Here is an 18,609-nt window from a genome sequence, read left to right as displayed (position 1 = left end):
CCGAGCGCGGGGTCAGCGAGCGCGGCGGGTCGACCAGACGGCGAGGGCGACGAGCACCGGCTGGAAGAACAGCCGCACGAAGCGCTTCATGTCGGTGTCGAGACCGAACCCGTCGCGCTGGTGCATCCACTGCGAGACGTTGCCCGGGAACACGGCGACGAAGAACAGGCCAGCGATCGTGCCGACGAGGCTCCGCCGGCGACGCGCGAACAGCAGGGCCGATCCGAGAGCCACCTCGACGACCCCCGACGCCACGACGGTCGTGTCGGGGTCGAGCGGGAGCGACTCGGGAACCTGCGCCTGGAATTCGTCGCGCGCGACGGTGAGGTGCGAGACCCCGGCGAACACGAGGGATGCTCCGAGGAAGATGCGGCCGATGGTGCGGGCGGTCGTCGACATGAGCCGAGTGTACGCCGGGGTGTGCGAGGTGCGCGGGCGCGCGGCGCGGGGCGGGGCGGATGCTCAGATGAGGCGGCGCAGCGCGGCTTCGAGCGAGATGCCCTGGGCGTCGGCACGGTCGCGGAGGCGGGCGTGCTCGTCACCGGTCAGGGCGATGCGCAGCTCGATCGGCTCGGCGGTCGGGGTGTCGAAGTCGTCGAACAGCGACGATGTCTCGGCCCAGAGCGGAGCATCCGTCGGCTCGTCGCGGGCAGCGCGGGCGGGGGCGGTCTCGGCGGGGGCCGAGCGGCTGACGCCCGCGGCGGCAGCGAGCGGGGCGGATGCTGCGACGGCGGCTCCGGCATCCGTGGCGCGGGTGAACCCAGGGCCCCGGCGCGGTTCCTGCTTCTGCTGGTAGGCCTTCGCGGCGGCGTTCGCGCGCTCGTCGGCCGCCTCGTTCATGCGGTCGCCGGCGTGGCCCTTGACCCAGGAGAACTCGACGTCTCGGCCGCGCATGGCCTCGTCGATGCCTTCGAGGAGGTCGCGGTTCAGCACCGGACCACCGTCGGACTTGCGCCATCCCTTGCGCTTCCACCCCGGCATCCACTTCGTCACCGAGTCGATCACGTAGCGGCTGTCGCAGCGGATGAGGAGCTTCTCGTCGGTGCCCGCCGTCGCCCGCAGCAGCTCGAGCACCGCCTGCAGCTCGCCCTGATTGTTGGTGCCGTGGGGCGAGCCGCCCGCCGCCCAGTTGTCGTCGTCGATGTACCAGGCCCACCCGTTCGGGCCGGGGTTGCCCAGGGCGGAGCCGTCTGCGGCGGCGATGATCGTCATCCTTCCACCGTAGCCGGGGCCACCCCCACGGCCCGCCGTGCCCCCGCTCCGCCCCGCCGACCCCTCAGCCCTCGTGGTCGGTGAGGAGTCGGCGCATCAGCACCTGGTGACGGCCGTCGGGCAGCGGGGCGCCCGCCTCGTCGAGCACGCGGAACCCCGCACGCTCATAGGTCCGTCGCGCGGTGGGATTGTCGGGCATCACCGACAGATCGACGGCGGATGCTCCGGCGACGCGTGCCGCGCCGACCACCGCGTCGATCAGTACGGCCGCCACCCCGCGGCCGCGCGCCCGAGGAGCGACCCACGCCGAGATGAGCGTCATGGTCGACGGTGCGCCGCTCGGGACGACCGACATCATCCCGAGCACGTCGGTGCTGTCGGCGGCGACGACGTGGTGCGCGTCGGGCTGCGACAGCCGCTCGCGCCAGCGCTGCTCGGACGCGTCGATCCAGTCGGCGAGACGTGAGCCGAACGCGGAGGGGGAGTCGCGCAGCGCCTCCAGCCGCGCGTCCCGCCACAGACGCTAGTCGTCCGGCGAGACGCGGCGGATCTCGAACGCGGGGACGTGCGTCTCAGGCATCCGGGTTCCGTGCTGCGTCGTCGCCGTCCTCGCCGTCGGGGTCGTCGGGCTCGCGGTTCTCGACGGCGAACGCGGCGGGCGGCGGTGGGGTGACGGGGAAGACGATCGACGTGGTGTCGCCGTCGAGCCCCAGCCCGATCGACAGCGGGTCGAGGGCGGGCGGCGCGTCGAGGGCCTCCGCGGCTCCGCGATCGAGCGGCTCCGAGGGCAGACCGGCCCACTGGTTCTCTTCGTCCTCCCGGCGCTGCTGGAACATTCCCATGTGCTCATTCTCCCTCCACGACCCTTCACCGCGCGGGCTCTCCCGTCGATCGCGTGCCGTCCAGGCCCCGGACAGGCGCCTTCTCCTACGGTGGGACGATGCCCGCATTCACCTGGGAATCCTGGATCGGAACCGTCGCGGCCATCGGCATCGCGCTGGTGGTGGCGGCGAGCGTGCTCGCGCTGCTCGCGCTCGTGGTCGCCCTCGTCAGTCGCAAGTGGGAGTGGTTGCGCGAGGTGTCTCGACGCGCACGCAACGCGCTGTTCACGACCGCGGCGATCGTCGCGCTGTGGATCGCGTGCGCGGTCACCCAGCCCGCCTCGATCGACGAATGGCCGGCGATCTCGCGCATCTTCCTGATCGCCACGATCCTCGCCGGGTCGTGGCTGTTCGGCGCCCTGGTGTCGTTCGGGTTCGAGCAGCTCATGGCGCGGGAAGAGGCGCAGCTCATCGGGCCGCATGCGCGACGCCGTCGCACGCAGCTGCTCGTGATCCACCGGCTCGTGCTGGTGACGATCGCGGTGCTCGCGCTGGGCACGGTGCTCTTCACGTTCCCCGAGATGCGGGCGATCGGCACGAGCCTGCTCGCCTCGGCGGGAATCGTCAGCATCATCGCCGGTCTCGCCGCGCAGTCGATCCTCGGCAACCTCATCGCCGGCGTGCAGGTCGCCTTCACCGATGCGATCCGCGTGGGCGACGTGGTCGTGGTCGAGGGGGAATGGGGTCGCATCGGCGAGATCAACCTGTCGTACGTGGTCGTCTACATCTGGGACGAGCGGCGGCTGGTCGTGCCCTGCAACTACTTCACGACCAACCCCATCGAGACCTGGACGCGGCGGTCAGACGCGATCCTCGGCGTCGTTCTGATGGACCTCGACTGGCGGGTGCCCATGGATGAGGTGCGTGCGGAGTTCACGCGCATCATCGAGGCGTCGCCGTTCTGGGACGGCCGTTCGTCGAGCGCGCTCGTGACCGATTCGCAGGGCGGCTTCGTGACGGTGCGGTTCGTGATGTCGGCGAAGGACTCGTCCGACCAGTGGGACATCCGCTGCGAGGTGCGCGAGAAGATGATGACCTGGCTGCAGCAGAACCACCCCGAGGCCCTTCCCCGCACCCGCGTCGCGATCGAGTCCTCGCCCTCCGCCTAGCCCCCGCACGGCGCGTGCTGAGTGCGGCGCTACGAGCGCGCGGCGGCGCGGACGGCCTCGACGAGCTCGAGCCACGGGCCGTCGAGGGCGCCGTCGGGAATGTCCCGCTCACGCTGCTCGGAGGGCGTGCGGGCGCGGATCGTCCAGACGTAGCGGTCGGCGCCGCGGTCGGCGTCGAGGTCCGCATCCCAGGGGCAGCGGTCGATCCGGGCGATCCAGGTCGCGGCGTCGTCGTTCTCCGCCTCGGTCTCGACGAGCCACCGTCGGCGGAGTCCCGCGATGCCGCCCGACCGGATCACCGCGACGACGACGCGGTCACTCGGTGGAGGGGACTCGCTCATCTCCATAGACTCCCACGGTCGTCCAGGCGCGTCGAGCGGCGGTCGCCGTGGCCTCGTCGATCGTCTGTGCCGCGGCGACCGTCGCATCGGCGAACTCGGTGAAGGTCGCCGTGCTCGAGAGACCGACGGTGAGCGCGCGGTACCAGACCGTGCCCGCCGTCTCCCACGCGTTGCCGCCGAGATCGATCGCGAAGAGCGCGAACGCCCGGTTCGGGATGCCCGAGTTGATGTGTACCCCGCCGTTGTCTTCCGTCGTCCGCACGAACCCGCTCATGTGGTCGGGCTGAGGGTCGCGCCCGAGCTCGTCGTCGTCGTATGCCGTGCCGGGGCGGATCATCGACCGCAGCGCCACGCCTTCGACGGCATCCGTGAAGATCTCGGCGCCGATCAGCCACGATGCGTCGCCGGCGGTCCGGCCGAGAGCGTACTGCTCTGTCAGCGCCCCGAACACATCGGCGATCGACTCGTTCAACGCTCCGGGCTGTCCCTGATATTCGAGATCGGCGGTGTGCTGCACGACGCCGTGCGCGAGCTCGTGCCCGATGACGGTGAGCGAGCCCGTGAACCCGCGGAACACCTCGCCGTCGCCGTCGCCGAACACCATGCGCTCGCCGTCCCAGAAGGCGTTGTCGTAGTCGACGCCGTAGTGCACCGTCGCGTCGAGCGGTGCTCCGGCGTCGTCGAGCGAGTTGCGACCGAACGCCGACAGGAGCATCTCGAACGTCGCCCCGAGTCCGTCGAACGCCTCGTTCGCCGCGGCATCGTCGACCGGATCGTCGTCTTCGGTGCGCACGACCGCGCCGGGCAGCTGCTGGGTGTTGCCCGCATCGCTGATCGTGCGGTTCGGAGCATCGGAGAGCTGCGCGACGAGGTCGCCGTTCTCGTCGATCGAGAGGTCGATGCGCGCGCGGAACGGCGGGCGCCCGGCGGTCAGGGTCTGGCGTGCCGCGGCGGCGGCGCGGGGGAAGCGCCCGGACTCCGCGAGGCGCGCGAGCAGATAGGAGGGGACCACTCCGTGACGTTCGATCTGTGCGCTCATGCAGCGACCCTACGCCCGGTCACCGACATCGGCGCCGCCCCCGGCATCGCCGCCGCCCCGGGCCGTCGCGCCGTCCCCGGCATCCGCGCCACCGCCGCCCGCGGCATCCTCGCCGTCGCCGTCGCCGTCGCCGTCGCCGTCCCCGGCATCCGCGCCGCCGCCGCTGCCCTCGCCGTCACCGTCCCCGGCATCCGCGGCACCGCCGCCTCCGGCATCCGCGCTGTCGCCGTCGCGGCGGATGCTCTGCACGGTCGTCCGCAGCATGCCCCCGTCGAGCGGCACCTCGTACCGAACCGGCATCCCGGGGTGCGTGAGCGAGAACCAGTACGTCTCGACCGGAGCATCCGGGGCGTCCGCGATCTCGTACCGCCGACAGGGCACACGGCCGAACGGCAGCGCGAGGTCTTCGTCGGTCACCGTCGTGTGGGCGCGGGGAAAGGACGCGTGCTCCTGCAACTCGCGCCAGGTCACCCGGCTCGTCACCGCATCATCGGGGGCATCGGTGAACCACGCGCGCAACGTGGCGCCCTCGGCATCCGTCTGCTCGAAGCGGTTGATGCGCTCGTGCTGCGAGCCGTCCGGCGACTCGACGAACAGCACGATCGTGAGTCCGTTGCCGGCGGCCCGGCGGATCTCCGCGGCTGTGAAAGGGGTGGGCAGCAGGCCGTCGCCCAGCACGTGCGGATCGTCGGTGACCATGACCCATTGTCCCTCCGCGCGGGTCGCGGGTCGAGGGTGACCACGACTCAGGACGGATGCCCCACCGGCTCCCGTTTCATCGCCGTCGAGGCGGTCCGGGGCGGAAGCGTCCTGAATTGGTGTCGCCGCCCTGTCGAGCCTCCTTGACGCCCCAACCCGCAGCCGAGCCTGCCGACCTTGCACCCGCCCGCCCGCCCACCCGAGCCCCCACCGCCCCGCGCGGCGTTCCCAGCACGCTCGCGTAGAATCGGCCCAATGACCGACGCCCCTTCCGACGAGCTCAGCGACCGAGCCGACTTCGGCGCCGGTATCGACCCTGACGACCTCGCCACCACCCTGCGCGTGCTGGCGGAGTTGCACACGATCGACAACGAGCATCCCGACTTCGTGGCCGTGCGCCACGCGACCGCCGCGATGTTCAAGGCGGTGAAGCGTGTGCGCCGCAAGGAGATCCGCGACGCGATCGCCGAGGCCGACAGGGCCGTCGTGGCGCGCACCGCGACCGGCGCGCCCGACCGCATCGACGACGAGACGCGCGGCAACGACCTCGCCTCGAGCGTCGTCGACGCCCCCATCGCCGGAGAGTTGCTCAAGCCGCGCAACTGCTACATCTGCAAGCAGCCGTACACTCTGGTCGACGCGTTCTACCACCAGCTCTGCCCCGACTGCGCCCGCTTCAGCCACGGCAAGCGCAACGCCCGCACCGACCTCACGGGCAAGCGCGCGCTGCTCACCGGCGGGCGCGCGAAGATCGGCATGCACATCGCGCTGCGGTTGCTGCGCGACGGGGCCCACGCGACCATCACCACGCGGTTCCCGCGCGACGCCGTGCGGCGCTTCAGCGCGCTCCCCGACTCGGGCGACTGGCTGCACCGGCTGCGGGTCGTCGGCATCGATCTGCGCGACCCGGCGCAGGTGATCGGCCTCGCCGACTCGGTCGCCGCGCAGGGACCCCTCGACATCCTCATCAACAACGCCGCCCAGACCGTGCGGCGCTCGCCGGGTGCGTACTCGCTGCTCGCGGATGCCGAGCTGCAGCCCCTCCCCGACGGACCGCTGCCCGAGATGGAGACGTTCGGTCACACCGCCGACCCGCACCCGCAGGCGCTGCAGGCCTCCGTCGACGCGCATCCGCTGCTGTCGGTCGCGGCCCTCGGCGGTACCGTTGCCGAGCAGGGCGGCCAGGCGCTCACCGCCGAAGACCTCGCGCGGCTGGCGATGGCGCCGGGATCGTCGTCGCTCGAGAAGCACGCCGACGGCACCGCGATCGACGCCGGTGGGCTCGTGCCCGATGTGAACCGCGTGAACAGCTGGGTGCAGTCGGTCGACCAGGTCGACCCGCTCGAGATGCTCGAGGTGCAGCTGGCGAACACGACCGCGCCGTTCCTGCTGATCAGCCGGCTGCGTCGCGCCATGGCCGCGTCGACCGCGCACCGCAAATACGTCGTGAACGTGTCGGCGATGGAGGGGCAGTTCTCGCGGCGGTACAAGGGGCCGGGGCATCCGCACACCAACATGGCGAAGGCCGCGCTCAACATGCTCACGCGCACCAGTGCCGGCGAGATGCTCGAGACCGACGGCATCCTGATGACGGCCGTCGACACCGGCTGGATCACCGACGAGCGGCCGCACTACACGAAGGTGCGTCTCGCGGAGGAGGGCTTCCACGCTCCGCTCGACCTCGTCGACGGCGCCGCTCGCGTGTACGACCCGATCGTGCGCGGCGAGGCCGGCGAAGACATCCACGGCGTGTTCCTGAAGGACTACGAGCCCAGCCCCTGGTGAGGCGGCCCGCGGCTACCGGGTCCGATGGCTCGGCCCCCTGGCGCCAGGCCTCTTTCCGGCGACGCCGCCCGTTCCGGCGACGCCGCCCGTTCCGGTGACGCCGCCCGTTCCGGTGACGCCGCCCGTTCCGGTCGCATTTTCTGTCGCCTGGTCTGGCCCGGTGCGACAGAAAGTGCGACGGGAGTGGGGGTGTGCGGGCTGCGGCCGTCAGCGGCGGGAGTGGCGGTGTGCGGGTCGGCTCCGTCTGCACGGGGAGTGGACGGACGCACGGAGAAGTGTCGGGTTCGGGCGTGCACCTGTTCGAAGTCCGTGCAACTGGCTCGGGTCCGGACGGGCGGATGCCGGGGATGGGCGACCGGTGCAGGAAGGGTCAGCGGCGGGAGAGGGTGGCGGATGCCCAGGTGCCGAGCTGATCGAGGATCGGGAGCAGTCCTTCGCCGCCGGGGGTCAGCGCGTACGACACCGTGACCGGCGGCCCGGGGTCGACGGTGCGTGCCACCAGGCCGGCGTCGGCGAGTTCGGCGAGACGGTCGGAGAGAACGGTGTCGCTGATGCCGGCGACCGCGCGGCGCAGGGCGACGAAGGTCGACGGGCCGCCGCCGAGTGACGACACGATCATGCCGTTCCACCTCTTGCCGAGCACGCTGAACGCCAGTGTGACGGCCGCGTCGCACCGGGTGATGTCGTGCTCGGCTTCGGGCATGCCTCCATTCTACGCATGCTACGTTAACCCTTGTCGCTAAGAAAAACCAAGCGACTCCGAATTGAGAGGTAGGTCCATGTCCCTGTTCCGTCTGGATGCGAGCATCCTCCCCGGGTCGTCCGCCAGCCGTGCGCTCGCCGATCTCGTCGAGTCCGAGTGGACGTCGGCCCACCCCGACTCCTCCGTCACCCGTCGCGACCTCGCGTCCGACCCGGTGCCCGCCACAGCCTGGGCCGATGCCGTCACTGGCGGCTTCGTCGACGAGGCGCAGCGGACGCCCGCGCAGACCGAGGCCCGTGCTCTCGCGACGCGCTTCGCCGACGAGCTGATCGGTGCCGACGCGCTGTTGTTCGCGGTGCCGCTGTACAACTACGGCGTCTCGCAGCACTTCAAGACCTGGTTCGATCTGGCCTACACCGACCCGCGCATCGACCCGACCGGGACCGCGCTGCGGGGCAAGCCGGCCACTCTGGTGACGGTACTCGGCGGCAACTACGCGCCGGGGACCCCGAAGGAGGGCTGGGACCACTCGACCGGTTGGCTCCGTCGCGTGCTCGAGGACGTCTGGGGCCTCGACCTCCGCGTCGTCGAGCGTCCGTTCACTCTTGTGGGCGTGAACCCGGCGCTCGACGCCTTCACCGATGTCGCTCGCGAACTCAAGGAGTCCGCAGAATCGGCTGCTCGCACCTACGGTCAGGAACTCGCGGCGTTGCGCGGTTCCGCCGCCTGACCGCCCTCCCGCGGTGGCTGCAACTCCGGTCGCATTTTCTGTCGCGCGGTCGGCTAGCGCCCCGCCACTCCGGTCGAGGCCCCACCGCTCCGGTCGAGGCCCTACCGCTCCGGTCGCTTTTTCTGTCGCCTCACACGGCGGCGGGCGACAGAAAATGCGATGGGAGGGGGTGGCGGTGCCGGGTGAAGAGGGGCGTCGCCGGTCAGCAGCCGGGGGCACCGGGGTCTTCGATGCAGGTGCGGTGCACGAGGGCCGTGTGAGCCTCGTAGATGCGGACAGGTCGGGTGGGGCTGGTGACGGGGAGGGACCCGTCGAGGGCGATCCATCCGGTGCCGAGGTCGATGTCGGCGGTGTAGTGGACGGTGACGGTGGTTTCGTAGGTGCCGCGCTGCTCGTACACGTGGCTGGTGTCGGTCGGGGTGAAGGGGGCCTGGCCGAGGTCGGTCCAGGATGCTCCGCCGGTGGAGCGGGTGGCCGTGGTGCCGTCGCCGTAGTCGAACGTGAAGCGGGCAGGGGTGAAGCGGACGGTCACGGGGGTGCCGAGCACGCTGCCCTCGCGGGTGTGTGCGGATGCGGTGGCGACGAAGTTCGCCGGGCGCCCCACGACGCCGAGGTTCGAGGGCTCGGCGAGGGAGGTCGGAGCTGCGGGCGCGAAGCTCGCGACGTCGGAGATGGTGATCGCGGGGGCGTGCGGGGGCGTCGGCTCGCCGTCTGTACCAAGCGACAACATCAGCGACGCGCAACTCACGGGGTCGCCACTGGCGGCGCGGCACGTCCACGTGTTGAGGTCGATGAAGAACCCCGGGTTCGGCGGTGAGGCTGGTGCGTCGGGGTCGCTCGGGGCTTGTCCGCGAGGGGCGGCCGGAGATGGCCCGGACGCTTGGTTGCCCGTGACGGTCACGAGGGATCCGTCGGTCGATCCGCACAGGCCAATCCTGATGTCAGACGTACTGCATGATGACGAAGCGCGCGCGCCGACGGGGTGGAGTGCGAGCACGACTGTCAGGACGAGAGTTGTCATCCCAGTCAACATTTGCTGTCCCCAGAGGTATCTGAACTCGAGAGCGCGAAGCCGTCGGCATCCCACACGAACGCGACCTCTAGCGAGACGCGATTGGGGCGATCGGGTGGAGTGACGTCCGCCCCGGTATCGTCGATGACTCGCACGGCGGACACGTCTACGCAGACCGAAGCGTCCACCTCTGGCGTCGATGAGTGAACATCGGCGTGCGTTCCATCGAACATTGCTACGTTCGTGCGCCCCGTGAATGTCAGGCCGTTTTCGTCCAAGTACCTTGCAGTTTCGAGCTCGGCCTCAAGTGCTGCACCGACCAGATATTGAGTCGTATCCGCCCCGCTGTCGGCCGCCTTCACGTACTCCCGGTACACCTCCTCCGCCGCCGCGAACGCCTCCTCGTCCGTCGCGAAGAGAGGCGTGGGGGTGGGTTCGCGTTCGGGCGGGGTGGTGCATCCGCTGGTCGAGGCGAGCATGACGGCGGCGGCGAGGGCGAGGGGTGCGAGCAGGGCGGAGCGAGGGGAGGGCAGGATCACGGGCACACGGTAGTTCGGATCCGAGCGCATCCGCCGGAGTTATCCACAGGCCCTGGCTGCGCCTTCCCTCGCCCGCGCATGCCGTCGAGGGACAGTCCCGCGTCGCGGCGAGAAACCGTGAACCGCGGGCTCGCGTTCGGACAATAGGAAGTGTGAGTACAGACAGCGAGATCATCCGGGCGTCTCTGACGCGTCCCGCGATGTTCGCCGAGATCTTCGAGCGGCATGCTCGATCCATCGAAGCCTTTGCGAGGTATCGCATCGGAAAGGATGCGGCAGAGGACGTGCTGAGTGAGACGTTCCTCGTGGCCTTCCGCCGTCGGAAGGACTTCGATCTCGCAACATCATCGGCAGCGCCGTGGCTTTTCGGCATCGCGTCGCGGCTGATCCGCAGACATCGCGCTGTGGAAGCCCGGCACTGGCAGTCGTTCGTCGCCGCCGTCGCGCAGGATGACCACGAGTCGACCGGTGGGATCGATGAAGCACTGACACGTGTGGACGCCGAGCGTGACGTCGCGGCGCTCACCGGACGAATCGCCAAACTGCGGCCAGCCGATCGGGACGTCCTCTTCCTGCACGCCTGGCAGCAGATGTCGTACGAGGACATCGCCGCTGCGCTCGGCATCCCCGTCGGGACGGTGCGGTCGCGGCTGAATCGTGTGCGCCGCCGCCTCGATTCCGACCGCCAGATTCGCGCGTTCGAGAAGAACGGGCAGAAAGGAGAGCACGTTGGACGTGTTTGAGAATGTGCGACAGCTCGGACCATCAGGCGACGGGACCGATGAGGGGCTCGTGGTCGCCCGCGAACGCCTCGCCGCGGCCATCGCAGCGGAAACACCCGAGCGTGCGCGACGGACCCGTCGAACGACGGGGCTGGTCATCGGCGGTCTGCTGGGCGCGGCGGCCGCGGCCACAGCGACGATCCTCGTCATCAGCTCCATCGCGCCGCCGCCCCGCGTCGAGGCGGCCCCCGTGCCCGTCCGGACCCCCGTCCCCACGTCGGAGCCGAGCCCGGCTCCGAGCCCGTCTGCGGTGAGCGAGCCGTCGGCTGCCGAGGTGCTCGCGGGTGCGGCGGCGTCGGCAGCCGCCTTCACGCCCCCTGCTCTGGAGCCCGGTCAGTACCTGCGCCACGCGTGGACGAAGGAGATGCTGATCCTCATCCACCCGGATCCCGCTACGAGCCGTGGATCAGACCCCGTGTTCGGGGCCGACCGAGCGGACTCGGCGGACGGGTGGACGATCAGGTGGAGCGGGTCGGACTATTCGCCCTCCGACCCGAACGGCGACTGGTATCAGGAGTCGGGCGTGCCGTCGATCATCCAGTCGTTCGGCGCCGCCGACACGATGCCCGAGTTGAGAGAGAATCTGCTTCAGCGATTCGGGCAGGGGCAGGCGCTTGTTCGTAACGACGGGGCTCCCACCCTGCCGGAAGGCAGCGGGGAGACGTTCATGTGGTTTCTCGAGAACTTGCCGCGCGAGCCCCACCAGATGATCGATTGGATCATCGACTACCTGGGCGACGATGCGCCCGGTTGGGTCGAGGGGAAGGCCGGATGGTTCCTGATCACGTTGCTCGCTTACAACGCCGGTGATCCCGAGGCGCGCGCCGCTATGTACCAAGCGCTCGGACTGCTCGCCGGGACCACGGTGGGTCCGGAGATCGACGGAACGCGGACGCTCACCTTCGACGCGCACCTCGGTTCGTCCTACGATGACCTGACTTCGCACACGCGCTACACCCTGACTATCGAGATGTCGACGGGGCTCGTGCGAGAAGTCTCCCAGACGGCGGGGGTGGGCGAGGGAATGATCCCCGACTCCGTGCCGGATTCTCGGATCACGTACACGATGAGTGTCGTCGACGGGTTGCCGTAGCCGGAACGATCGACCCCGGCCAGGTCGGGGCACCAGGGCATCCCCCACCCCCGCAACCAACTGCAGGCACAAAACACACGTGCAGGCGAGATCGACTCGATCCCGCCTGCACGTGTCGCTCGCGCCTGCATTCCGCACAGCGCACCACGTGAGACCACCTACACGGGCGCCACCGGCGACCACGCGTCGGTGCCGACGGACCCCGGCAGCTCCTGCTCGGCGAACCGCTCGATGCGGAACGACTGCAGCACCGGCGACGGCTGTCCCGAGAGCACCTCGTCGGCGGCGAGCTCTCCGAGGATCAGCCCGAGCGTCGCCCCCGAGTGCGTGAACAAGGCGTACAGCCCGTCGATGCCGGGCACCGGGCCGGCGACCGGTTCGCCGTCGCCCGGAATCGGCTTCCATCCGGCGCCGACGCGCGACGCGGTGAGCACGGGCGCACCGGCCAGCACCTTCGACGCCTCGTCGAGCAGCCCCTGCACCGACGCGTCGGGCACGGTGATCGATCCGTCGTCGCCGACTATGATCGACTCCTCGGCCCAGCCGGCGTCGAGCACGAGGCGTCCGTCGGGGGTGGGCCGCACGGCCACGCGGGGCGTGTTCAGCACCGTGCGCACCGGAACGTCGACGGGGTCGGTGAACAGCACGAAGGCGGCGGGCGAGGCATCCGGGATCGTGAAGCCCAGGTCGGCCAGCTGGGCCGGTACGCCGGGTCCCGTCGCGAGCACCACGCGTTCGGCGGCCACCCGCGACCCGTCGCCCAGCACGACGCCGACCACGGCGCCGTCCTCGACGTCGACCCGGGCGTCGCCGGCGTTCTCGATCACCTCGGCGCCGGCCGCGCGCGCCTGTGCGGCGAGCACGCCGATGAGGTGCGGCATGTTCACCCAGCCCTCGCCGGGGTTGAAGATGGCGCCCTCGTCGGCGACCGCGTCGACGTTCACGTCGGGGGCGACGCGGCCGATGTCGGCCTTCGCGACCCAGAGCGAGTCGTAGCCGACCGAACGCTCGAACTCGAACGTCGGACGGAAGCTCTCGTCCGGCGCCGCCCACTTCAGCGCCCCGTCGAAGCGCAGGTACTCCGCGCTCTCCGGGTGCCGCGCACCCCAGCTGCGGTACCGATCGAGGGCCAGCAGACGCAGGTAGTGGTAGGCCGACGAGCGGTCGCCCGACGAGTTCAGCCACGCGATCGATCGCCCGGACGCGCCGTCGGCGAGAGGCCCGGAGGTGACCAGGGTCACGTCGGCGCCCGCGCGGGCGAGGTGGGCGGCGGTGGATACGCCGAGGATGCCGCCGCCGATGACGACGATCTTCTCGGATGCTGCTGCAGACATGCGTTCTTCCTTACTCATGGCGCGCGGTGCTCCGCGCGCTCAGTCGGTGGTCTCGGTGTCGGATGCCGCGCCAGCGGCGAGGGCATGGGCCTGTGCGATGAGGCGCAGCCCGGCGACGGCATCCGCGGGGTCGACCGGGGCGGGGGCGCCGTTCTCGATCGCGTCGGCGACGCCCGCGTAGAAGAGGCCGTACTCGCCCTTCTCGGTCGGCACGGGCTCGACGTTGTCGCCGAGCCCGACCGTGCCCCACTGCTCGGGCGGCGTCTCGCCGAAACCGGGATCGCCCGGACGGGCGCCCGCGACCAGCGCCGGCTCCTGCCCGTCGAGACCCCAGGTCGTGTAGGCGGCTTCGGTGCCGAGCACCCGGAACCGCGGCCCCGGGGTGGCGGTGACCGCGCTCATCCACAGGTGCGACCGCACGCCCGACTCGTGCTCGAGCGCCACGAAGGCATCGTCGTCTGCGACGACGTCGGGCCGCACGCGGTCGACCTCCGCGTGCACGACGCGGGCCGGGCCGAACAGCTGCACCGCCTGATCGATGAGGTGGGGGCCGAGGTCGAACAGGATGCCCCCGGCATCCGCCACCGTCGCCCGCGCCTTCCAGTCCTTGCTGATCGTGGGCTTCCACCAGGTGAAGCGCGATTCGAACCGCCGCACGCGTCCCAGGCGTCCCCCGTCGATCAGGCGCCGCACCGTGCGGAAGTCACCGTCCCATCGACGGTTCTGGAACACCGTCAGCATCCGATCCTCCGCGCGAGCGAGGTCGATCAGCGCCTCGCCGTCGGCGGCATCCGCGACGAACGGCTTGTCGACGACGACGTGGCATCCGGCGCGCAGCGCGGCCTCGACATGGGCTCGGTGCGCGCCGCTGGGCGAAGCCACGACCACGAGGTCGACGGCCTCCGCCTGCGCCCACAGGGCATCGACGTCGGGGAGGATGCGGGCCGGCGGATGCTCCTGCTGCGCCTGAGCCACCCGCCCGGGGTCGTCCGTCACGATCGCGTCGATGCGGAAGGCGGGATCGGCCGCGAGGAACGGCGCGTGGAACAGGCGTCCCGCGGTGCCGAACCCGATGATCGCGGTGCGGATCGTCATCACAGCACCTCCGACAGGAACAGCTTCAACCGGTCGCTCTTCGGGGCGTCGAAGATCTCGTCGGGGGTTCCCGCCTCGACGATGCGCCCCTCGTCCATGAACACGACCTGGTCGGCGACCTTGCGGGCGAAGCCCATCTCGTGCGTGACGACGAGCATCGTCATGCCCCGCTGCGCGAGCTCGGCCATGAGGTTGAGCACGCCCTTGACCAGCTCCGGGTCGAGCGCGCTGGTGGCCTCGTCGAACAGCATGACCTCGGGCTCCATCGCGAGGGCGCGGGCGATCGCGACGCGCTGCTGCTGGCCCCCGGACAGGTCGCGCGGGCGATGGTCGGCGCGTTCCGCGAGACCCACCTCGGTCAGACGCGCCAGGGCGATGCGCTGCGCCTCGCCCCGGGGCATCCGCTTCACGTTGCGCAGCGCGAGCGCCACGTTGTCGAGAGCGGTGTGATCGGGGAAGAGGTTGAAGTGCTGGAAGACGAGTCCCACCCGGCGGCGCAGCACATCGGGCTTGAGGCGCAGGGCGTCGTCGTCGGCCAGGGTCACCCGGCCCGCCTTCGGCTCGTGCAGTCGGTTGACACCGCGCAGCAGCGTCGACTTGCCCGAGCCCGAGGGGCCGATGATGCAGGTGGTGGTGCCGGGCTCGACGGTGAGCGACACGTCGCGGATCACGTCGACGTCGCCGTACGCCATGACGAGGTTGTCGATCCGCAGCTCGGATCCCTCGTAGAACCGGCCGTCGGTGACGGGGAGGGGGGAGGTGTAGGTCATGTGTTCTCTCCATGGACGAGGGCCGGGCTGAGGGACTGCTCGCGCACCTCTTCGAGCCCGCTCTTGGGCGGGGTGGCCTTGCGGCGGCCGGTGCGGAAGCGGTTGTCGAAGTAGTTCACGAGGTGCGTGAGCGGCACGGTGATGACGAGGTAGAAGACGCCGGCGAGCACCAGCGGCGACAGGTTGCCGGTGAGCACCGCGGCATCCTGACCGACGCGGAACAGCTCCCGCTCGCTCACCAGCAGACCCAGGAAGTACACCAGGCTGGAGTCCTTCACGATGGCGATGAACTGGTTGACGAGGGCGGGCAGCACCCGGCGGATGCCCTGGGGGACCACGACCAGCCGCATCGCGCTGCCGTACGTCATGCCGAGGGCGCGGCAGGCCTCGAGCTGTCCGCGCTCGACGCTCTGGATGCCGGCGCGGAAGATCTCGCCGATGTAGGCGCCGGCGATGAGGCTGAGAGCGAGGATGCCGAGCGGGTAGGGCGAGGGGCCGAACAGCTGCTGGCTGATGCGGGCGAAACCCTGTCCGATGAGCAGGATGGTGAGGATCGCGGGCAGACCGCGGAAGACGTCGGTGTAGATGCGTGCGGGCACCCGCAGCCAGGCGGTGCGGGAGACCCCCATGATCGCGAGGACCATGCCGATGACGATGCCGAGCACGGTCGAGGCGACCGAGATGATGAGCGTGTTGACGAGCCCCGTGCCGAGCAGCTGCGGGAGCACCTGCAGCATCGCGTCGAAGTCGAGGAACGTGCGGATGATGTTGTCGAACCAGTCCATGGGATCTCCTTCGGGTGGGCGGGTGCGGAGGAGGATGCTCCGCACCCGCCGCGGCGATTACTCGCTGTCGCCGTCGCCCTGCTCGTCGCTGGGCAGGTACTGGTCGGGCATCGGGGAGCCCGGGAACCACTTCTCGTAGAGCTCCTTCCAGGTGCCGTCCTCCATCGCCTCGTGCAGGGCCTCGTTCAACGCCTTCTTGAACTCGTCCTTGCCCTTCGCGATCGCGAAGCCGGCGGGGGCGTCGAACGAGGGGATGTCGATGGCGTTCTCGAGCCCGTACTGGTCGGCGTACTCCTTGGCCGCCTCGTAGTCGAGGAAGTGCGCGTCGATCGATCCGCTGACCACGGCCGAGATGGCCGAGTTGTTGTCGGGGAAGCGCACGAGCTCGGTGTCGGTGAAGTTCTTCACGGCGTAGGCCTCCTGCAGGGTGCCCTGCACGACGCCGAGGCGCTTGCCGGCGAGGCTGTCCTCGTCGGTGATGTCGCTGTCGGGCGATGCCATGACGGTGAGGTACCCGGCGAGGTAGCCGTCGGAGAAGTCGACCGTCTTCTCGCGCTCCTCGGTGATGCCGATGGCGGCGACGCCGACGTCGAACTGACCGTTCGAGACGGCCGCGAGCAGCCCGGAGAAGTCCTGGCCCGTGAAGACGACGTCGTCGATGCCGATGCGTCCGGCGACGTCGGTGAAGAGCTCGACGTCGAACCCGGTGAACGTGCCGCTCTCGTCGGTGAACGTGTAGGGCTTGGAGTCGCCGAGGCTGGCGACGCGGATCTGGCCGGGGGTGATGAGGCCGTAGGGGTTGTCGTCGGCGTCGCTGCCGGACGATGAGGCACCGCCCTGGGCGCAGGCGGTGAGGGCGAGGACTCCGGCGATCGCGGCGGCGATCGCGGTGCGGCCCGCGGTGCGGCGGAAGGACTTTCTAGCCACGATGTGGCTCCTCTCGTAGGGACTGCTGTGTCGGTCGGCGTGGAGCCGGTGCCGGATCTCGGGTAAATTGAGACCGGTCTCAATTGGGTGTTTCCAGGAGAGTACACGCGCGGTGCGGGGGCGTCAATATGCTGAGAAGCCGCAAGGGAGAGGGAGAGTGCGACGGGTGAGTGCGCAGAACGAGGGACGCCGCGGGGCGACGGTCGCCGATGTCGCGACACTGGCGGGAGTGGCGAAGGCCACCGCGGCTCGGGCCCTCGGCGACTACGGCGCCGTCAGCGCGAAGGTGCGAGAGAAGGTGCGCGCGGCGGCCGCCGAACTCGGCTACCGGCCGAACGAGGTCGCCCGCAGCATGAGCACCGGACGCTCGAACTCGATCGGCATCATCGTCGGCGACATCGAGAACCCCGCCTTCGCGCAGGCCACGCGCGGAGCATCCGACGTCGCCGAAGCCGCCGGATACGATCTCATCCTCTCGAACTCGAGCGAGCAACCCGACGCCGAGGAGAGCGCGATCGAGGTGCAGTTGTCGAAGCGCGTCGACGGGCTGCTCATCGCCCCGGCATCCTCGCTGCGCGCCGCGAGCTACGCGTCGATCGCCGATGCGGCGCGGCCCGTCGTGTTCTTCGACCGCGTCGTCTACGGCTTCGACGCCGAGGCCGTCATCGCCGACAATCGCGACGGTGCGCAGCGGCTCGCGCAGGTGCTGCTGGATGCCGGACACCGCCGCATCGCCTACGTCTCGACGCTCGAAGACCCCGCGCCCATCGGACCCCGGGCGGTCTGGGACGACGACGGCACCCTGCGCTTCTCACCGGGACTCGCGTCGTCGGTGATCGACGACCGCGTGGGAGGCATCGGCACGGCGCTGCGGCGGGCGGGAATCGACGATCCGCTGGCGTTCGTACGGCTCGGGGCCAACGTCGAGGGGATCGGGCGCATGGTCACCGAGCTCATCACCGGCGATGCCGCGGTCACCGCGATCATCGCGTCGGACAGCGTCATCGCCATCCAGGCGTTCCGCGCGATCCGCGACCTCGGCCTGCGCATCCCCGACGACATCTCGCTGGTCGGCTTCGACAACGCCCCGTGGACCTCGGTGACCGAGCCCGGAATCACCGTCGTCTCCCAGCCCGAACGCGAACTCGGCGCCATGGCCGCCCGGCTGCTCATCGCCCGGATCGAGGGCGAGTCGGGACCGGCGACCGTGCACACCCTGCCGCAGGAACTCGTCGAGCGCGGGTCGGTGGGGCCGCCGCGGTAGGGGCGGGGTCCCGGTGCCCGGGGCAGGGTGCCCGGGGGCGGGGTGCCGGTGGTGCCGGGGGCAGGGTGCCGGTGATCGTGGAGCCCGCAGCAGCCGCTCCGGTCGCATTTTCTGTCGCTTGCGCGTCACCGAAGCGACAGAAAATGCGACGGGAGCGGGAAGTGGCCGGAGTGCCCTGGGCCGGGGGCCGGGGCCCGGGGGCCGGGGTGTCGGTTGCACGGGTGCCCGGGGGCGGGGTGCCGGTTGCACGGAACTTTCACGGTTGCACGGACGATCGCATGATTCGCCCGTGCAACTGTGCGTCGCCCGTGCAGGTGGCTGCGGAGATGACGACGGGCAGCCGCGGTGCGTCGAGTGCGACCGGTTCCGGTGATCGTGGAGCCCGCAGCAGCCGCTCCGGTCGCATTTTCTGTCGCTTCTGCCTCGCCTGGGCGACAGAAAATGCGACGGGAGCGGGAGGTGTTCGGGAGCGGGAGGTGTTCGGGAACAAGGGGTGGCCGGGGCCGGGG

General features: G+C 70.5%; 21 protein-coding genes. 6 read left to right on the top strand and 15 right to left on the bottom strand.

The annotated features are described in order from the left end of the window. Positions 1-12: 12 nt before the first annotated feature. The 4 genes from AC3A3J_RS00530 to AC3A3J_RS00515 all read right to left on the bottom strand — a co-directional run bounded on the left by AC3A3J_RS00530 (position 13) and on the right by AC3A3J_RS00515 (position 2,054). Positions 13-399: a DoxX family protein gene (locus AC3A3J_RS00530; protein WP_487670401.1), complete on the bottom strand. Its 387-nt coding sequence runs from the start codon at positions 397-399 to the stop codon at positions 13-15. 63 nt (positions 400-462) lie between these two features. After that, on the bottom strand, positions 463-1,212 hold the full coding sequence (locus tag AC3A3J_RS00525; protein WP_487670400.1) for a ribonuclease H family protein: 750 nt from the start codon (positions 1,210-1,212) through the stop codon (positions 463-465). A 64-nt stretch (positions 1,213-1,276) separates the two neighbouring features. After that, the gene (locus AC3A3J_RS00520) at positions 1,277-1,660 is read right to left on the bottom strand and encodes a GNAT family N-acetyltransferase (protein WP_487670472.1); all 384 of its coding nucleotides are present in this window, start codon (positions 1,658-1,660) and stop codon (positions 1,277-1,279) included. 124 nt (positions 1,661-1,784) lie between these two features. Beyond that, positions 1,785-2,054: a hypothetical protein gene (locus AC3A3J_RS00515; RefSeq protein ID WP_487670399.1), complete on the bottom strand. Its 270-nt coding sequence runs from the start codon at positions 2,052-2,054 to the stop codon at positions 1,785-1,787. 98 nt (positions 2,055-2,152) lie between these two features. Between AC3A3J_RS00515 and AC3A3J_RS00510 the strand changes: the two genes are divergently transcribed. Next, entirely contained in the window at positions 2,153-3,202 is a 1,050-nt protein-coding gene (locus tag AC3A3J_RS00510) for a mechanosensitive ion channel family protein (protein ID WP_487670398.1), read from the top strand. A gap of 29 nt (positions 3,203-3,231) precedes the next feature. Here the strand turns inward: AC3A3J_RS00510 and AC3A3J_RS00505 are convergent, their stop codons facing one another. The 3 genes from AC3A3J_RS00505 to AC3A3J_RS00495 are packed head-to-tail and all read right to left on the bottom strand — an operon-like array spanning position 3,232 to position 5,281. After that, positions 3,232-3,543 (bottom strand): protealysin inhibitor emfourin, encoded by a 312-nt coding sequence (locus AC3A3J_RS00505; RefSeq protein WP_487670397.1) that lies wholly within the window; start codon positions 3,541-3,543, stop codon positions 3,232-3,234. Continuing rightward, positions 3,518-4,582, bottom strand: coding sequence for a M4 family metallopeptidase (locus tag AC3A3J_RS00500; protein WP_487670396.1), 1,065 nt, complete (start codon positions 4,580-4,582; stop codon positions 3,518-3,520). Before AC3A3J_RS00500 ends, AC3A3J_RS00505 begins: the two co-directional genes overlap by 26 nt. A 9-nt stretch (positions 4,583-4,591) precedes the next feature. Then, the gene (locus AC3A3J_RS00495; protein ID WP_487670395.1) at positions 4,592-5,281 is read right to left on the bottom strand and encodes a hypothetical protein; all 690 of its coding nucleotides are present in this window, start codon (positions 5,279-5,281) and stop codon (positions 4,592-4,594) included. A gap of 255 nt (positions 5,282-5,536) precedes the next feature. Here AC3A3J_RS00495 and AC3A3J_RS00490 point away from each other — a divergent pair, with 255 nt between their 5' ends. Beyond that, positions 5,537-7,066 (top strand): SDR family NAD(P)-dependent oxidoreductase, encoded by a 1,530-nt coding sequence (locus tag AC3A3J_RS00490; RefSeq protein WP_487670394.1) that lies wholly within the window; start codon positions 5,537-5,539, stop codon positions 7,064-7,066. Between the two features lie 370 nt (positions 7,067-7,436). On the opposite strand, the gene AC3A3J_RS00485 is transcribed toward AC3A3J_RS00490, so the two are convergent. Beyond that, on the bottom strand, positions 7,437-7,769 hold the full coding sequence (locus tag AC3A3J_RS00485) for a winged helix-turn-helix transcriptional regulator (protein WP_487670393.1): 333 nt from the start codon (positions 7,767-7,769) through the stop codon (positions 7,437-7,439). A 76-nt stretch (positions 7,770-7,845) separates the two neighbouring features. Between AC3A3J_RS00485 and AC3A3J_RS00480 the strand changes: the two genes are divergently transcribed. After that, positions 7,846-8,499 carry an FMN-dependent NADH-azoreductase gene (locus tag AC3A3J_RS00480; protein ID WP_487670392.1) on the top strand — a complete coding sequence of 218 codons (654 nt, stop codon included), beginning with the start codon at positions 7,846-7,848 and terminating at the stop codon, positions 8,497-8,499. Positions 8,500-8,701: 202 nt separating this feature from the next. On the opposite strand, the gene AC3A3J_RS00475 is transcribed toward AC3A3J_RS00480, so the two are convergent. Both AC3A3J_RS00475 and AC3A3J_RS00470 read right to left on the bottom strand, forming a co-directional pair. Continuing rightward, positions 8,702-9,229: a hypothetical protein gene (locus AC3A3J_RS00475; RefSeq protein WP_487670391.1), complete on the bottom strand. Its 528-nt coding sequence runs from the start codon at positions 9,227-9,229 to the stop codon at positions 8,702-8,704. A gap of 296 nt (positions 9,230-9,525) precedes the next feature. Then, positions 9,526-10,050 carry a hypothetical protein gene (locus tag AC3A3J_RS00470; RefSeq protein ID WP_487670390.1) on the bottom strand — a complete coding sequence of 175 codons (525 nt, stop codon included), beginning with the start codon at positions 10,048-10,050 and terminating at the stop codon, positions 9,526-9,528. 200 nt (positions 10,051-10,250) lie between these two features. Between AC3A3J_RS00470 and AC3A3J_RS00465 the strand changes: the two genes are divergently transcribed. Continuing rightward, entirely contained in the window at positions 10,251-10,793 is a 543-nt protein-coding gene (locus tag AC3A3J_RS00465; RefSeq protein WP_487670389.1) for an RNA polymerase sigma factor, read from the top strand. A 403-nt stretch (positions 10,794-11,196) separates the two neighbouring features. After that, positions 11,197-11,925 carry a hypothetical protein gene (locus tag AC3A3J_RS00460; RefSeq protein WP_487670388.1) on the top strand — a complete coding sequence of 243 codons (729 nt, stop codon included), beginning with the start codon at positions 11,197-11,199 and terminating at the stop codon, positions 11,923-11,925. Positions 11,926-12,083: 158 nt separating this feature from the next. Here AC3A3J_RS00460 and AC3A3J_RS00455 read toward each other — a convergent pair whose 3' ends face one another. From AC3A3J_RS00455 to AC3A3J_RS00435, 5 genes are read right to left on the bottom strand one after another with little or no spacing between them, the layout of a single operon-like run. Beyond that, positions 12,084-13,259, bottom strand: a complete 1,176-nt coding sequence (locus AC3A3J_RS00455) for an NAD(P)/FAD-dependent oxidoreductase (protein WP_487670387.1) — start codon at positions 13,257-13,259, stop codon at positions 12,084-12,086. Between the two features lie 39 nt (positions 13,260-13,298). Next, positions 13,299-14,354: a Gfo/Idh/MocA family protein gene (locus AC3A3J_RS00450; protein ID WP_487670386.1), complete on the bottom strand. Its 1,056-nt coding sequence runs from the start codon at positions 14,352-14,354 to the stop codon at positions 13,299-13,301. Then, positions 14,354-15,124 (bottom strand): amino acid ABC transporter ATP-binding protein, encoded by a 771-nt coding sequence (locus AC3A3J_RS00445; protein WP_487670385.1) that lies wholly within the window; start codon positions 15,122-15,124, stop codon positions 14,354-14,356. The genes AC3A3J_RS00450 and AC3A3J_RS00445 overlap by 1 nt, the downstream gene beginning before the upstream one ends. After that, on the bottom strand, positions 15,121-15,909 hold the full coding sequence (locus tag AC3A3J_RS00440) for an amino acid ABC transporter permease (protein WP_314648919.1): 789 nt from the start codon (positions 15,907-15,909) through the stop codon (positions 15,121-15,123). Before AC3A3J_RS00440 ends, AC3A3J_RS00445 begins: the two co-directional genes overlap by 4 nt. Before the next feature lie 57 nt (positions 15,910-15,966). Next, a complete protein-coding gene (locus AC3A3J_RS00435) occupies positions 15,967-16,836 on the bottom strand; it encodes an ABC transporter substrate-binding protein (protein WP_487670384.1) in 870 nt (289 codons plus the stop codon). A 166-nt stretch (positions 16,837-17,002) separates the two neighbouring features. On the opposite strand from AC3A3J_RS00435, the gene AC3A3J_RS00430 reads away from it, so the two are divergent. Then, a complete protein-coding gene (locus AC3A3J_RS00430; protein ID WP_487670383.1) occupies positions 17,003-18,100 on the top strand; it encodes a LacI family DNA-binding transcriptional regulator in 1,098 nt (365 codons plus the stop codon). The last annotated feature ends 509 nt before the right edge of the window (positions 18,101-18,609 follow it).

The sequence above is a fragment of the Microbacterium sp. Soil_N32 genome (assembly GCF_057655505.1).
This window is presented reverse-complemented; position numbering and strand designations above follow the sequence as displayed.